This window comes from Rickettsia peacockii str. Rustic, assembly GCF_000021525.1.
Classification (GTDB): Bacteria; Pseudomonadota; Alphaproteobacteria; order Rickettsiales; family Rickettsiaceae; genus Rickettsia; species Rickettsia rickettsii.
The window spans coordinates 1,243,265-1,259,374 of record NC_012730.1 but is presented as its reverse complement, the minus strand read 5'-3'; the positions used below and the strand labels follow the sequence as shown (position 1 = coordinate 1,259,374).

The window sequence follows — 16,110 nt, the reverse complement described above, 5'->3', positions numbered from 1 at the left end:
TATTTTTAAGAAACAATATATTTTTTTTCTATTTCCGATTTTGTTAATCTTTTAGGAGGACCGAATATTTCAGGGTTTTTTATTTTAAACAAATCATCGGAAAATTTTTGTACTTTAGCTATTTTATCAAAAGTAATAGTGACTATATTATTATCTTCAAATATTTTTAATGCTTCAATTTGTTGAGTAGCTTTATTAAAAGTAATTTCGCTACGTTTTTCCGTTAGAGTATGATAGATAGTAATTTTAGAAATATTTCTTGCGTTAATTACCGCTTCAAAAACAAAATCCTTGTCAAAATGCTCATTATCTTCTAATAAAAAATTAAATGTATTTTCGCTTCTATTAATACGGCTTACTTGCTCCATATCATAATCATACATCGATACGAAATTTTTAGTACCTATTATAACTAAAGGGAAAGGAGGATAATAATTACATCTAAAATTATAAGGTTTATGGATCAGTAATTTTCCTTTAACTATTTTACCGTACGAATCTTCTTGAGTAAAATCTATCGCAACCGATTTTATCTTACGTAGATAAGTTTTTAGCTCCAAAATAGCTGTTTTATCATCTGCCCCAAATGCTAAGCTTGAATTCACAAAAAGATAAATAATGATTAGAAAAAATATTTTTTTCATTTTCGTTGTTTTATATTTTAAATTATATTTAAAATACCTTATGTATTCAGTTAATGCAAAATATAATTAGTATTTATGAAAATCGTTGCTTTAAAAGAAAAAGCCAAGCATGAAACACGAGCCGTAATAACTCCTGAAGTAGCAGGATTGCTAGTCAAAAAAGGCTATACGGTTATGGTAGAAAAAGATATAGGGCTTCATGCCGGTTTTCTTGATGTTTTCTTGATGAAGAATATGTTGCTCTAGGTGCTAAAATATCTTCGGTACCACTCGAAATTATTTCTGATGCTGATATTATATTAAAGGTGCAACCTTCATCCGTTACGGATAAATATAGTGAGCTTGAATTTGCAAAAAAAGGAGCAATTATTGTAGGATTATTATCGCCTTATTTAAATCATGAATATATAAAAGCGGCAGCTAAAAAAAAACTTACGACTTTTGCTATGGAGTTTGTGCCGAGAATTACTAAAGCTCAAAATATGGACGCTTTATCTTCTCAAAGTAACTTAGTAGGCTATAGAGTGGTAATTGAAGCAAGCTATCATTATACAAGGGCTTTTCCTATGATGATGACGGCAGCAGGGACGATTTCACCGTGTAAAACTTTAGTGCTTGGTATCGGTGTTGCCGGTCTTCAAGCTATTGCAACGGCAAAAAGGCTTGGTAGCATTGTTGCAGGATATGATGTAAGAGCTGCTACCAAAGAGCAGGTAGAAAGCTTAGGAGCTAAGTTTGTTTCACCGGAATTACAGGAGGATTTACAAGATAAATCAGGCTATGCTCACGAGAGTTCGGAAGATTATAAAGCTAAACAAGAAGAGTTTTTAGCAAAAATTATTAAAGGATATGATATAGTGATTACTACTGCACAAATTCCGGGAAAAAAAGCACCTCTGCTTGTTACGGAAAAAATGCTAGAATCTATGAAGCGCGGCTCAGTGATTGTTGATATAGCGACTAGTACAGGCGGGAACGTGGAAAATTCAGAACCGGATAAGATCGTTACTAAGCACGGAGTTACCATAATAGGTTTATCAAACCTTGCTACTAAAATTGCTACCGACAGCTCAAAATTATATGCTAAGAATTTGTATAATTTTCTAACCTATGCATTGCAAGACGGTAAGTTTAATATGGATGATGCGTTAGTACGTGAGATGTTGATTACTAAAGACGGAAAAATTGTGAGTGAGAAATTAAATATATGAATCAATTACCGACGATGGCTAAACAGGCTGCTGAAATTGCCCATAATACCCAAGAATTATCAGATAAATTAAAAGATTTAGTAATAGATACTAGTTGGCAAACGAACACAAGTACTATAGATCCGCTAGTATTTGCTATAACTATTTTTGTATTAGCTTCTTTTGTGGGCTATTATGTTGTGTGGAAAGTAACGCCTGCACTCCATACTCCGCTTATGTCTATTACTAACGCTATTTCAGGTATTTATAGTTCTTAGTTCTATGATTGCTGCAAGTAGCTCTGCTTTTGGGTTTCCCAGTCTACTAGGGTATTTTGCAACGCTGCTTGCTTCTATAAATATCTTCGGCGGATTTATAGTAACAAAAAGAATGCTCGAGATGTTTAAGAAGAAGTAATTAATAATGTCATACCTGCGTTGTTGATACCCAAATCGTCATTGCAAGGAGCAGGGGTTGTTGCATGGATCGAAAAACCTACTCGATGTCGTTCCTGCGTAGGCGGGAATGACATAACAAGCCATACGGTTAACGTTTATAGTGACAAAAAAATCAAATTAAAGTTCTAGTTCTTTATATTCAACGGTAACTACTTCGTATGATTTAGATCCTTTCGGTGTTGTAACTTCTACAAAATCACCTACCGATTTTCCAATCAAAGCTTTTGCTATAGGAGAAGCGATTGAAACTCTTTTTCTAGTTATATCGGCTTCATATTCTCCTACAATAATATATGTTACTTCTTCTTCAGTATCGTCGTCGATCAAAGTAACCGTAGCCCCGAATTTTATGTTATCTCCCGATAATTTACCAATATCAATAATTTCCGCTCTTGCCGTCATATCTTCAAGCTCTTTAATACGCCCTTCTATAAATGCTTGTTTCTCACGTGCCGCTTCATATTCCGCATTCTCGGATAAATCGCCGTGTTCTCGTGCTTCGGCTATATCTGCACTAATTTTTTTACGTTCTACATGTTTTAAATGTTTAAGCTCGTGTTCTAATTTTTCAAAACCTTTAGCGGTGATAGGAAATTTTGTATTCATAATTATATTGTATAGATTTAGTAATTTTAGTATACTATTTTCAATAATATAGATTTCAGCAAGTATATTTGTAATAGTGAAATTTGTCAAATAAGCCTTTTTAATTATTTGGCATTGCCTAAATATTGTCATTGCAAGTGGTCCTTGTCTAAGCGGATTCTGTTATGTCATGCCTGCGAAAGCAGGAATGACATCGAATACTGTTCGCAATGATGTTGGCATTATTTCTCATATAACAATAGCAACAAATTAGTAATCTTATGGAAATTAAAGATTTTGACTTTGAGAAAAAGCGTAAAATTTTCCACCTATTGGCTATAATATTTCCGCTGCTTTATTTATTTATTCCAAGAACCGCTATTACGTTATTATTATTTATAATAACGGCTATTACATTATATTTAGATGTATCACGTCATAATAATGCAAAAATTAGCGAATTTGTAACTAGATTTTTTTCAAAAGTTATAAGGCTTGAAGAAAATAACGGTTCTTTTGCTTTAAGCGGCGTTAGCTTTATGATGATCGGTTTTTTCTTAACTGCTCTTCTTTTCCCTAAAAATTTAGTGATTTGTTCGTGGTTGATTTTAATTATTTCAGATTGTTTAGCGGCTCTTGTCGGCGTTAAAATAGGAAATAGCTTAGGTAACGGTAAATCTATAGCCGGTTCTATTACCTTTTTAGTTTCTGCAATTTTTATAAGTATATTAGTGTATTTCTATTTAGGATATAATACAAGTTTTATTATTATTATTATAAGCTGCATAGGGGCTACAGTAGCTGAATTTTATTCAAAAGATTTAAGAATTAACGATAATTTGTCTATACCGCTTTCTTATTGTCTTTCTACAGCTATTCTTTCCTACATATTGTAATATAATGAGAGTTGCACCAGAATTTTATGAGTTCTTAAGAAACCGTATTAACATATCGGATGTAGTGCGGCAAAAAGTAGCTTTAACTAGAAAATCCGGTAACTATGTAGGTTTATGTCCCTTCCATCAAGAAAAGACCCCATCTTTTACGGTTAGTAATAGTAAGAGATTTTTCTATTGTTTTGGTTGTAAAGCAGCCGGTGACGTTATAAAATTTACTTCTAATATTAGCGGTTTATCTTATAATGAGTCTGCTATAAAGCTTGCAATCGATTACGGTATAGAGATACCGAAATTAACTGCAAAACAGAAAGAATTTTATGAAGAATCCGATGAAATTCTAAATATTTTAGAACTCGCCAATAAGTTTTTCAGGACACAATTAACACCTGAAATATTACATTATCTACACGAAAGGGGTATTACCGAAGAAACACTAAAAGAGTTTTCAATAGGTTTTGCCCCGAAGAATAATAAATTTGAAAAATTTTTTCACGATAAAAATATAGATATTATAAAGCTTGGTAAAGCAGGGCTAATCGGCAAGCGAGAAAACGGTGAAATATATAATTTATTTTCTAACCGTATTACTATTCCAATTAGAAATATTTACAATAAAATTGTAGGCTTTGGCGGTAGAGTACTAGGGGAGGGGCTGCCTAAATACTTAAATTCACCTGAAACTACAGTATTTCAAAAAAGTGAAACTCTATACGGTGAGCATAAAGCGATAAGCAGTAGCTATAAAAAAAATCATTCGATTTTAGTAGAAGGTTATTTTGATGTTATAGCACTACATCAAGCAGGTTTTAGTGAAACGGTTGCGAGTCTCGGTACTAGCGTTACTGAGAATCACTTACATAAATTATGGCGTGCTGGTGATGAAATTATATTATGTCTTGACGGAGATAATGCAGGCATAAAAGCTAGTATAAGAACTATTAACTTAGCATTACCGCTTATTAATAGTGAAAAGAAAATTTCTTTTATTAGGTTACCAAGCGGACTTGATCCCGACGATGCAGTAAATAAAAACGGTGCTGATTTTTTTGCAAAGCTTATAGATAAAAGAATAAGCTTATCAGAAATGATTTGGCATATTGAGTATAGCGGCAAGAGTTTTAAAACTGCGGAAGAAAAAGCTAATTTAGAAAAAAATTTAAAAAATTATTGCAGCAAAATATCGGATAGTGATTTAAAAGTAAGTTATTACAGGTTTTTTAAAGATCAAATATGGCAAAATTTAGTTACAACGCAGAAGAAAGCTACAACTAAAAACTCAAATTTGGCTCCTATAATTTCAAGTCACGGCTATTCGGAGCTTGAAATACTAGAACACGCTTTTTGTGCTTTGTTAGTTAAATTTCCTATAATACTTGAAGAAAAAGATATTAGAGATTTCATCTTAAATTTAAATTTTAATAATAAATCGCTTGAAGAATTCCGTAATTGGTATTTAAACGAGATTATAGATAATAACGTAGAAGCAAGTGAAATTACTGCAATTGTGGAAAAAACTAGCTTTTTTGATATTTTTTTATTATTATCAAAAACGGATAATTTGTTTTTAGATATCTCATTTAATAAAAATAATATCAGACTGGATTTATTATGGCAGTGGCTACATAAGAAATATTATCTAATAAATTTACAACAAGAATACGCTATTACCATAAACAGTACTGACAATCACGACTTTGAAAAAGTTTTACTATATAAAAAAGAAATTCTGAAGATTGCAAATGAACTGCAAGTTTTAAACGAATCTTTTATTAATCACACGATAACTTAATTATTTTAAACTTCTTTTAAAAGAAAAAAGCATATAGGTATTTAATGAGCAATAGCAATATAGACAATGATCTAGATAAAATAGATAGTTTACTTAAAAAAGCTAAATCTAAAAAGATACCGGTCACTTATGATGATATAAACAACGCTTTTCCTCTTAATAAAAATCCTTCAATAAGACAATTAGAGGAAGCTATATTAAAATTTTCCGATGCAGGAGTAGATATTTTAGAATCTAATGAAGATGATGAAATTAAGCTTGATATCGGAATGGATGAAGAATTTAAGCTATCTACCAATGTTGATAATGAACCTGAGGATGAGGTAGAAGAAGAAAATATAGGTACTACCGATGATCCTGTAAGATTATATCTTAAGGATATGGGGGGAGTCGATCTTTTAACTCGTGAACATGAAGTAGAAATAGCAAAAAGGATTGAGGAAGGACATAAAACAATGACTGCTTCCTTATGTAGAAGCCCTATTGCTATGCGTTGTTTTATAGTATGGTATGAAGATTTAGTTAATGAAAAAATGTTACTACGTGATCTGATAGATTTAGAAGCTAACATGTTACATGACGAAACACCCGAAAATGATGAAGAACATAGTAGTGAGACCGAAGGAGAAGAGCATGAGGATAATCACTTATCTATGTCTAGAGTAGAAACGCAGATATTACCTAATATTATAGAGCGTATGAAAAAGATTGCTTTTATCTGCGAAGAGCTACTCATTGAAGCTAAAAAATGTTATGAGAAATCTTTTGAGCCGAAGGTTTTACAAAATAGCAAAAAATATAATAATTTGGAATTATTAATAAATGAAGTTTCGGAAATACATTTTAATTCTAAAAGAACGGAAGAAATTTTAGGTAAGATGTATGGAATAAATCGTGATTTAATTAATAAAGAAACAGCTTTTTTAAAACTTGCTGAAAAATATGGAGTAACTCGCCAAAATTTCCTTGATGAATATATAGGATCGGTTATCAATGCAGCATGGAAAGAAAAAATGCTGAAAAATAAAAAAGTCGCTTGGAAAGAGTTAATGACTAAAGAATCGGATTATATAGATCAAATGATTGCTGAATTATCGGTTATAGAATCTAAAACCGGTCTTTTAGTTAATGATTTTAAAAAACTAGTGAATACTATACAAAAAAGCGAGAGACAAACGTTACAAGCAAAAAAAGATATGATAGAAGCGAATTTACGTTTAGTTATATCTATTGCTAAAAAATACGCTAATAGAGGATTGCAGTTTTTAGATTTAATTCAAGAAGGTAATATAGGACTTATGAAAGCGGTGGATAAATTTGAATATCGCCGTGGTTATAAATTCTCTACCTATGCTACGTGGTGGATTAGACAAGCTATAACAAGAGCTATTGCCGATCAAGCAAGGACTATACGTATTCCTGTGCATATGATTGAAACAATTAATAAGATACTACGTACTTCAAGACAAATGCTTAATGAACTCGGATACGAACCAACAGCAACGGAAATCGCTAACCGTCTTTCAATGCCGCTTGATAAAGTGCGTAAAGTCATGAAAATAGCTAAAGAACCTATAAGTCTTGAGAATCCCGTAGGTGATGATAGTGACGGCGGTCAATTAGGCGATTTTATCGAAGATAAGAATGCAGTAGCACCGATTGATGCGGCAATTCAGTCAAATTTACGAGAAGTTACCATTAGAGTACTTGCAACCCTTACGCCTCGTGAAGAAAGAGTGCTTAGAATGCGTTTCGGTATAGGTATGAATACTGACCATACATTAGAAGAAGTAGGGCAGCAATTTAAAGTAACTAGAGAACGTATAAGACAAATCGAGTCAAAAGCTTTAAGAAAGTTACAACATCCTATTAGATCCAAAAAACTTAATAGCTTTAGAAGCGGAGGAAAGCGTGGTGATGGTAATCCATCGGATTTACTAGAAGCATGATAATACTTATACTGTCATCCCGTGATTTGGGATCTCAGGACACGGGCTGTGATACAAGATCCCGTGGTCAAGCCACGGGATGATAGTGGGCTATTATGTATCGATATAAAATTACCATTGAATATTTAGGCACGGATCTTGCAGGTTGGCAAAGACAAGCAGGAGTAATGTCGGTACAGCAGATATTAGAAGAAGCGATTTATAAATTTTCCGGTGAACAGGTGATATTGTTTGGGTCAGGAAGGACAGATGCCGGTGTTCATGCTGTAGGTCAAGTAGCACATTTTGATCTTTCAAAATATTTAGAACCTCACAAAATTATTACAGCTATCAACTATTTTGCAAGACCGTATGCCGTAGGAGTATGGAATTGTGAATTAGCCCCCAATAATTTTCATGCTAGGTTTTCGGCTACCTCTCGTTATTATATATATAGAATTATTAATAGACCTTGTCCATCGGTAATTGATTTAAATAGAGCATGGTGGATTAGTTCACCTTTAGATGTTCCGGCTATGCAACAAGCTGCCGCCTATCTATTAGGCAAACATGATTTTACTTCATTTAGGGCTAGCTCATGTCAATCAAAATCACCGATTAAAACTTTAACTGAACTTAATATTATTAAAGAAGACGAAGAAATAAAATTATATCTTTCAGCCCCGTCATTTTTGCATCATATGGTACGTAATATTGTCGGCAGTTTAGTACTTGTTGGTAAAAATATTTGGCAGGCAGAACAAATTAAAGATGTTTTAGAAGCCAAAGATAGAAAAGCCGCTGGTCCTACTGCTCCCGCCTCCGGTCTTTATTTTGTGAAAGCAGCGTATTAACAACCATAAATTTTGTCATTACAATGCCTCCCTGCATAGGCATTGTTATGTGGATACCACCTTGTCATTGCGAGGAAATTACGAAGTAATTGACGAAGCAATCTCAGGATATTTGACGAGATTGCCACGCAAGTACTACGGTTGCTCACAATGACAACCGGGTATCCATCTACAAAGCACACTCGTAATGACGTCCTAAATTAGTACACTACGACACTGTCAATAAACTGTATAATTTTTCATGGATGTTAGTTAGCTTACCTATATCATTTCCACCGGCTTGAGCAAGGCTTGCTTGTCCACCTCCGCCGCTGCCACCTAAGAATAAAGAAAGTTTTTTTGCAATTATATCTGCATTGTATTTGTCTGTTATAGCTTTACTCACCGCAACTGTAATAGATAATTTACCAATTCCCTCGGCAATATATACCATTATCAAATCTTCTACTTTTTTTGTTAAATTTTCGGCAGCTTGACGTAATATTTTATTGTCTATATTTCCTACTTTTTTATATAATAGTTTTATTCCTGTTATTTGTGCAGCTTGCTTTTCAATTTGCTCTATACTTAAATCTAAACTAGCTAAAAGAGTTTTTTCTAACTCTTTCTCAACTTCCTTGTTACGCTCTAAGATATTATTAACCTTAGTAATAAGTTCATTTTTATTAGTTTTGAAACTGCTTTCTATCGATTTAAGTAAACTATCCTTTTCTCTCATTAATGTAATTACGAATTCACCGCAAGCTGCTTCAATTCTACGAACACCTGCTGCTATAGCACTTTCGCTTGTGATTTTAAAGCAACCGATGTCACCGGTACGTCTGACATGCGTACCGCTGCATAATTCTAAAGAAGTCTCACCCATCTTAACTACTCTTACTTCAGAGTCGTATTTCTCGCCAAACAGTGCCGTAGCTCCTTGTTTAACTGCATCTTCAGTTGCCATTAATGTAGTAGTTACTTCATGATTATCTCTAATAATCTCATTTACCTTATCTTCGATTAAAGTGATTTCTTCATTAGTCACAGTTTTAGAATGGCTAATATCAAAGCGTAAATAAGTCGGAGCGACTAACGAACCTTTTTGAATAACATGTTTCCCAAGTACCTCATGCAGTACTGCATGTAATATATGCGTTGCCGAGTGATGAATTCTTAAATTTTGCCTATATCTTATGTCTATACTAAAATTAGCATTCTCGCCTACGTTAATCTGCCCCTTTTTCAAAATACATTTGTGGACTATAATAGAACCTAAATATTTTAAAGTATCTATTACTTCTACTTCAGAATCTTTTGCAAATATCGTTCCGATGTCACCTATTTGACCGCCTGATTCACCGTAGAAAGGAGTTTGGTTGCTGATTAGTAGGAATTGTGTATCTATTTCTTTTATATCATTAACTAAATTATTATTTTTGATTAATGCAATTATTTTACATTTTGCTTCATTAAGTGTATATCCTAAAAACTCCGTGCTACCATGTTGCTCTTTGATATCAAACCACAACTGATTGGTTTTTGATTCACCGGAGCCAAGCCAAGATTTTCTAGCACGTTCTTTTTGCATAAGCATTTGCTCTTCAAACCCTTTGTGATCAACGGCAATATCACGGTTTTTTAGAATATCTTCGGTTAAATCAAGCGGAAATCCGTAAGTATCGTATAGTTTAAATGCTACTTCTCCTGATAATTCATTACCTTTTGTTAGCGTTTCTGTTTCTTCGGTAAGAAGTTTGAGACCACGTTCTAATGTGGCTTTAAATCTAATTTCTTCTTGTTCTAAGATACTGCTTATAAAGTTTTCTGCTCTTTTAAGTTCAGGATAAACATTCCCCATTAAATCAACAAGTTTTGGCAGTAATTTATACATTAAAGGTTCTTTTGACCCAAGCATATGAGCATGCCTCATGGATCTTCGCATAATGCGGCGAAGTACGTAACCACGCCCCTCATTTGAAGGAATAACGCCGTCAGCTATTAAAAAGCTACTTGCTCGTAAGTGGTCGGCAATAACTCGGTAAGAAAATTTAGCTTCTCCCTCTGCTTTCACTTTTACTATATTTTCGGTAAAATTAATTATTTCCTGAAATAAATCTATATCATAATTGTTGTTAACATGCTGTAATACTGCCGTCATACGCTCAAGACCCATACCGGTATCGATAGATTTTTGCGATAATTCTATGCTAGTATCTTTATCGATTTGTTCATATTGCATAAATACCATATTCCAAATCTCGATAAATCTATCACCGTCTTCATCTTTAGTACCAGGAAGTCCGCCATATATTTGTTCACCGTGGTCGTAAAAAATTTCGGAACAAGGACCGCAAGGGCCAGTATCACCCATTGACCAAAAATTATCGTTTGTTTTGATCTTTATGATGCGATCATCCCCAAAACCTGCTATTTTTTTCCAATAAGCAGCTGCTTCGTCATCAGTATGATAAATTGTTGCATAAAGCTTGTCTTTTGGGAGTTCAAATTCTTTAGTCAATAAATTCCAAGCGTAATATATGGCTTGTTCTTTAAAATAGTCACCGAATGAAAAATTACCTAGCATTTCAAAAAAGGTATGATGTCTTGCCGTATAACCGACATTCTCAAGGTCATTATGCTTGCCGCCGGCTCTAAGAGACTTTTGACTAGTTACCGCTTTGTTATAAGGTCTTTTTCCTTGTCCGGTAAAAACATTTTTAAATTGTACCATTCCGGAATTAACAAACATTAAGCTAGGGTCATTGTGTGGAATTAACGAGCTGGCCGGTATATGTGTATGATTATTTGCTTTAAAGTAAGTTATAAATTTACTTCTAACTTCTTCAGTGGTAAATTTAGTCATGGTAAGATATATTATTTAATGTTATGTCATTCCGGAGAGGATCATTTTTCGTCATGGCGAGGAAAATTACGTAGTAATTGTACGTACGCAATCTCGTGCCAAAGTCCTGAGATTGCCACGCTCCTTATCAGTCGTTCGCAATGACGGTTCGGGTATCCACGCAGAAATGACGTCCAGTATAGTAAAATACACTGAATTATGATTAAAATAAATTTATTTATGAAAAATATTTTTGATTCGATCAAATTACATTTTGTTCAATTTGCTACAAAATTAAAAATATTTTCTTTCAAAAGAAAAAAGATTGTGGTGTTACTAGGTAATAAAGGTGTATTTCTTAGTACTTTTCTCGATAATAAATTATTAGATAAATTATTTATCCCTACTCGGGAACAAATAGACTTAAATCCTTATAAAAACTTTTTTAGTAAATTTCCAAAAAGCGATATTTATTTTTTACTTGACGGCAGTGAATGTAAAACACGGCACGATCAAATACCTATATTACAGTCAATAGTTAAACTTGATCCTATTGAACAATTTATTGAAGGTTATTTTAATAAAGAAGACATTATAGCACATTGTGTTTACGAAATTACTACTACCCCAAGTGAAATTTGGTCGACTTTAATTATGTCGTGTCCATTTGAAACACCTTTAAGTGATATAATTTCATGCATTATAGATAAAAGATCTCTTGATTTAAAAGGAATTTACTTTTTAACGTTAGAGCTAAAAGTTATTATAAATAAAATAGTGCAGAATATAGAAAATGATAAATATAACGATTATTTTCAAATTTGTGTATATGCATCACAAGCTAGCGGTATAAAATTTATTATCAAACATAAAAATAATATAATAACAATTAGAAATCTTGAGTATCCATTTGATAAAACAACCGGCTATGTTCAAGGTATTATAGAACAAGAAATTAATGATTGTTTGATATTATTTAAAAACTATATAAGTAATCTTGACCAAAGAGCCTGTATAATTCTTATAGTAGATGAAGAGTTAAAATCTTTATTAGAATCAACAAACTTTGAAGAACGCCCTGTAATCTTTATACCGGTTGATAATATACTAAATAAGCAAACTCTAGAAAAAGAAAGATTTATAGATACGAATATTAGTAGACTGTTTCTAGAATATAAGAGTTTTCCCGCTTATAATAATAATTTAAAATCAATAAAAAAACTAGTTACTATAAAGGATCTGACATTTAAATTATATAGTGCATTACTTATAATATTAATATTAGTGGTCGGTATTATCAAATATAATACAAAACAAAATTACAAAGACATAAACTCTATTAATGAAAAATATCATGCAACAAATCAAGAATATGATGATATCAAATATAAATATCCTTATATTAAAAATACTACTAGCCTAGCTGATTTATATGTAATAGAAAAATTACTAGAAGCACCGGTACCACTGCCGTTTGATTTACTTAAAAGGCTAATAATTACTTTAAATCCGGATTTTAAATTAGAAGAAATTAAATGGGAATTAACAGATATAGATAATATTTTGTTAGTTTCTAAGAGACAATTAATAATCAAGTTAATACTTAAATATCATACTAATAATCTATCGGTATATGAATCTCTAAAGATGCTAGATGATCATATGACAAACGTAAAAAATAAATTATCTAATTTGCAGATAGATTATGTTATATATAAGGATAAAATACTTGATATATTCGGTAAGGTAGTAATTCCTTTATCGGTTAATATAGTTGATAATAAAACGTAATATTCCATGTCATTCCCGCGTAGGCGGGAATGACATAAACCATGCAACGGCACTAATAACCCAAGGTAAAAATAATGTTTGAAAAATATATTATGTATTTAAAGAATCTTATATTTTTTCAATTTATTATATATTTCTTCTTTATTTCCTTAACTATTTGGATAGTAAAAATTTTCCAGCAAGAATACAGTAAATCTATTCTTGATAAACAAGTTTTACAAGAAAATCTAACAGAGGAAGTTTTAAAGCTTTATTCTGTCATTAACTCTAAAGAAGAAATATTAGAATCGTACAAAAAATATGTAGATTTAAGCGTGCCAAGTAGTGTGAGTTGCTTAAATTATCAAGAACTAATTCCTAAAATAAAAAGCTTAAGCAATAAATATGATTTAGTAGAACCTATAGATGTATTTATAAATTCAGTATTTTTTAAAAATAATGTTCAGGCGATTGAAGGAGAAGGTGAATCGATTTATGTAAATAATTATAGCATAAATATAAAATATGCATGTGCAGATTTTTTGACTTTTCTAAAAATATTCTCTGAAATTTATTCTTATATGCCTCCTAATACTCTTATATCTTTTGTACGAGTACGTAATGAAGAAGTGTTAACACCTAAGAATATATATAAACTTTCAGTAAATCATGCTCCTAATCTTATTTATGCTAAATTGATATTATATATCAGAGAATTAGCCTCAAAATAAATTACCAAAATGAATAATGCAATAGTACTTAATAACGTAAATACTAATTTATTTAAAAAAGATATTGTTAATAATTTTGTCAATAATCTTATGAAATCTACTTGCTCTACTATTGCAAATATGCTTGCTATAGATTATACGCTAAGGCTTAATTCTAAACCAGAGGCTGAAAAATATATTAATAAATGTATTTCTAGACTCAAAAATTATTTAGGTATGCGGGTTATTAACGATGATAATTTTTCCGTAGCATTAGAGTTATTTGCAATAATGATTACTTCTGAAGACGAAAATGAGCAAAATAAGAATAATATTTTAGAGCAATCACAAGATATAATAGCAGAAAATCTTGTAGAAGTTTATTTTGGAGATGAAATAAATAGTACCGAAAAAGAAAAAATTAAAAATATATTTAAAACTCTTTTAAAAGAGAAGAATTTTGATAAAATAATAAATTATGCGGAGTCTCACAAAAAATTATTTAAGGCTTCTGTAATGTATGCAATGAAGAAATATAATAATATTGATGAAGCAACCATCTATATAAAGAAAGAATTTAATAAAATATTAGAGATGTCTTTAGTATTTACACAAAAAAGTAATATATTTAAACAAGCAACTGGAAAAATCGCTGGTGCTGTTTGTGCTTTATTAGTCGGAGCAATCAGTGTTGCGACTGCAGGAGCGGCTTTTTCTATCATAGTTGTACCGGCATCAATTTTTGCCGTCAGATATGCACCTGAACTTGGTGAAAAAATTGGAGGATTAATTTTGAATAGTGATAATACAATAAAACTAGAACAAAGCAATATAGATAAGTTTATGAAAACATTGCAAAATGATAAAGAAAGTCTTCTATCTCAAGAAAAAACAAAAAACATCAAACAAAATATTAAAGTTTCTCCTTCTCAAATCAATGTTAAATTAACTAAGAAAGTGGTTAATGAAAAACATAGATAGGGTATAGTCATTGCGAGAAGAATTACGCAGTAATTCGACGAAGCAATCCAGTAAAAATTCTGTAAATCAGAATTTTTTTAATTATTTTTCTAGATTGCCACATCTCTACGCTCCTCGCAATGACGACTACGGTATCAACGCAAGCAAAGCTATTCGCATGAAATAAAGCTATTTTTACTTGAGAATATAAAATATTACTCTTATTATCTTTTTTTTAATCAATAAAATAACTTAATGAGAAAAGTAGTAATATCCGGCATGATCGGCAACGCTTTAGAATGGTATGATTATGCATTATATGAGCAATTTGCTTATATTATAGGGCAGCATTTTTTTTCCGGAATCCAGAAATGCAAGAGACGTTAACTTTTGCGGTATTTGCTGCAGGCTTTGTAGTACGACCGCTCGGCGGTATTATTTTCGGTAATATAGGTGATAGATTCGGTAGACGTACTGCTTTGGTGATGGGTATTATAGCTATGGCAATACCGACTGCCGGGATAGGGCTCTTACCAAGTTATAAAACTATTGGAATTGCCGCTCCTATTATTTTAACTATTATCAGACTCATACAAGGTTTTTCTTTAGGAGGGGAATTTAGCGGTTGTATTTCATATATTGTAGAACATGCTTCGTTCGAGCAGCGAGGACTCGCGGGGAGTAGCTCATTTGTTAGTATGTGCGGCGGTATGCTGCTTGGACTTGGTACAGCAGTCGGTTTTTCTTATTTTATGTCTGCCGATATGCTATTTGAATGGGGTTGGAGGATACCTTTTATTGCCGGTTTATTTATTAGCTCCGTAGGTTTATATATTAGAAAAAACCTAGCAGAAAGTCCTATTTATAAAAAAGCTAAGGGAACAAGGCGTTTAGCACGTTTTCCTTTACGAGAAACATTAACAAAATACCCAAAAGAACTAATTATCGCACTTGGTCTGTATATTACCGTAACTGCTCCTTTTTATACTTCTACGGTTTTTATTGGTAATTTTATGCAAACAATACTAATCAGCAAAGCACAATTGTTAGTAGTATAATATTAATCGTAATGATGATAGTATTTCCTATATCTGCGTATGTTTCGGATAAGGTGGGGCGACGTCCTGTACTAATATGGGGGATTATCTTGTTAATTTTATCAGTCTATCCTATTTTTGTAGTCTTTAGGGTCGATGAATTTTACTTTAGCTATAATATCTCAAGTAATATTTGCTGGAGTTATTAGCATCTATATGGGGCCTATTCCAACGGTTTTAGTAGAGATATTTCCGACTAGCATAAGATTTACCGGTGTTGCACTTTCATACAACCTTGCAGCTGCTATATTTGGCGGTACTGCTCCAATGTTAGCAATGATGTTAACGAAAGTTACCGGAGACAATTATGCTATTGCATATTATTTAATTGCACTTGCCTTGTTATCTTCTATAATTCTAAAATTCTATAAAGAAACCTATAAAAAGAATCTAGTAAATTAA

General features: G+C 32.0%; 10 protein-coding genes and 3 pseudogenes. 10 read left to right on the top strand and 3 right to left on the bottom strand.

All coding sequences use genetic code 11. The features are described from left to right. Nucleotides 1-5: 5 nt before the first annotated feature. Complete coding sequence (locus tag RPR_RS07450; protein WP_012737063.1) at nt 6-644, bottom strand: outer-membrane lipoprotein carrier protein LolA; 639 nt, start codon at nt 642-644, stop codon at nt 6-8. 75 nt (nt 645-719) lie between these two features. Between RPR_RS07450 and RPR_RS07445 the strand changes: the two are divergent. Together RPR_RS07445 and RPR_RS07440 are read left to right on the top strand one after the other, a co-directional pair. Continuing rightward, a pseudogene (locus tag RPR_RS07445) lies at nt 720-1,877 on the top strand (NAD(P) transhydrogenase subunit alpha). After that, nucleotides 1,852-2,251, top strand: a pseudogene (locus tag RPR_RS07440) (NAD(P) transhydrogenase subunit alpha). Before RPR_RS07445 ends, RPR_RS07440 begins: the two co-directional pseudogenes overlap by 26 nt. Before the next feature lie 158 nt (nt 2,252-2,409). On the opposite strand, the gene greA reads toward RPR_RS07440, so the two are convergent. After that, nucleotides 2,410-2,898: a transcription elongation factor GreA gene (gene greA, locus RPR_RS07435; protein ID WP_004997127.1), complete on the bottom strand. Its 489-nt coding sequence runs from the start codon at nt 2,896-2,898 to the stop codon at nt 2,410-2,412. Nucleotides 2,899-3,158: 260 nt separating this feature from the next. Here greA and RPR_RS07430 point away from each other — a divergent pair, with 260 nt between their 5' ends. The 4 genes from RPR_RS07430 (at nt 3,159) to truA (ending at nt 8,347) form a co-directional block, all read left to right on the top strand. Continuing rightward, nucleotides 3,159-3,773, top strand: a complete 615-nt coding sequence (locus RPR_RS07430) for a diacylglycerol/polyprenol kinase family protein (RefSeq protein ID WP_012737062.1) — start codon at nt 3,159-3,161, stop codon at nt 3,771-3,773. A gap of 4 nt (nt 3,774-3,777) precedes the next feature. After that, entirely contained in the window at nt 3,778-5,565 is a 1,788-nt protein-coding gene (gene dnaG / locus RPR_RS07425) for a DNA primase (protein ID WP_012737061.1), read from the top strand. A gap of 44 nt (nt 5,566-5,609) precedes the next feature. After that, nucleotides 5,610-7,514 (top strand): RNA polymerase sigma factor RpoD, encoded by a 1,905-nt coding sequence (gene rpoD, locus RPR_RS07420; protein WP_012737060.1) that lies wholly within the window; start codon nt 5,610-5,612, stop codon nt 7,512-7,514. Between the two features lie 95 nt (nt 7,515-7,609). Beyond that, complete coding sequence (gene truA / locus RPR_RS07415; protein ID WP_012737059.1) at nt 7,610-8,347, top strand: tRNA pseudouridine(38-40) synthase TruA; 738 nt, start codon at nt 7,610-7,612, stop codon at nt 8,345-8,347. 208 nt (nt 8,348-8,555) lie between these two features. Here truA and alaS read toward each other — a convergent pair whose 3' ends face one another. Beyond that, nucleotides 8,556-11,192 carry an alanine--tRNA ligase gene (gene alaS, locus RPR_RS07410; protein WP_012737058.1) on the bottom strand — a complete coding sequence of 879 codons (2,637 nt, stop codon included), beginning with the start codon at nt 11,190-11,192 and terminating at the stop codon, nt 8,556-8,558. Nucleotides 11,193-11,390: 198 nt separating this feature from the next. Here alaS and RPR_RS07405 point away from each other — a divergent pair, with 198 nt between their 5' ends. The 4 genes and pseudogenes from RPR_RS07405 to RPR_RS07390 all read left to right on the top strand — a co-directional run bounded on the left by RPR_RS07405 (nt 11,391) and on the right by RPR_RS07390 (nt 16,110). Next, a complete protein-coding gene (locus tag RPR_RS07405) occupies nt 11,391-12,962 on the top strand; it encodes a hypothetical protein (RefSeq protein WP_012737057.1) in 1,572 nt (523 codons plus the stop codon). 74 nt (nt 12,963-13,036) lie between these two features. Next, complete coding sequence (locus RPR_RS07400; RefSeq protein WP_012737056.1) at nt 13,037-13,672, top strand: hypothetical protein; 636 nt, start codon at nt 13,037-13,039, stop codon at nt 13,670-13,672. A gap of 9 nt (nt 13,673-13,681) precedes the next feature. Then, complete coding sequence (locus RPR_RS07395) at nt 13,682-14,632, top strand: RP853 family protein (protein WP_012737055.1); 951 nt, start codon at nt 13,682-13,684, stop codon at nt 14,630-14,632. 234 nt (nt 14,633-14,866) lie between these two features. Beyond that, a pseudogene (locus RPR_RS07390) lies at nt 14,867-16,110 on the top strand (metabolite/H+ symporter).

What these genes read in the sequence shown, in the direction of transcription:
- RPR_RS07450 (WP_012737063.1), bottom strand. Translation starts at nt 644, where the DNA reads ATGAAAAAAATATTTTTTCTAATCATTATTTATCTTTTTGTGAATTCA.
- greA (WP_004997127.1), bottom strand. Translation starts at nt 2,898, where the DNA reads ATGAATACAAAATTTCCTATCACCGCTAAAGGTTTTGAAAAATTAGAA.
- RPR_RS07430 (WP_012737062.1), top strand. Translation starts at nt 3,159, where the DNA reads ATGGAAATTAAAGATTTTGACTTTGAGAAAAAGCGTAAAATTTTCCAC.
- dnaG (WP_012737061.1), top strand. Translation starts at nt 3,778, where the DNA reads ATGAGAGTTGCACCAGAATTTTATGAGTTCTTAAGAAACCGTATTAAC.
- rpoD (WP_012737060.1), top strand. Translation starts at nt 5,610, where the DNA reads ATGAGCAATAGCAATATAGACAATGATCTAGATAAAATAGATAGTTTA.
- truA (WP_012737059.1), top strand. Translation starts at nt 7,610, where the DNA reads ATGTATCGATATAAAATTACCATTGAATATTTAGGCACGGATCTTGCA.
- alaS (WP_012737058.1), bottom strand. Translation starts at nt 11,192, where the DNA reads ATGACTAAATTTACCACTGAAGAAGTTAGAAGTAAATTTATAACTTAC.
- RPR_RS07405 (WP_012737057.1), top strand. Translation starts at nt 11,391, where the DNA reads ATGATTAAAATAAATTTATTTATGAAAAATATTTTTGATTCGATCAAA.
- RPR_RS07400 (WP_012737056.1), top strand. Translation starts at nt 13,037, where the DNA reads ATGTTTGAAAAATATATTATGTATTTAAAGAATCTTATATTTTTTCAA.
- RPR_RS07395 (WP_012737055.1), top strand. Translation starts at nt 13,682, where the DNA reads ATGAATAATGCAATAGTACTTAATAACGTAAATACTAATTTATTTAAA.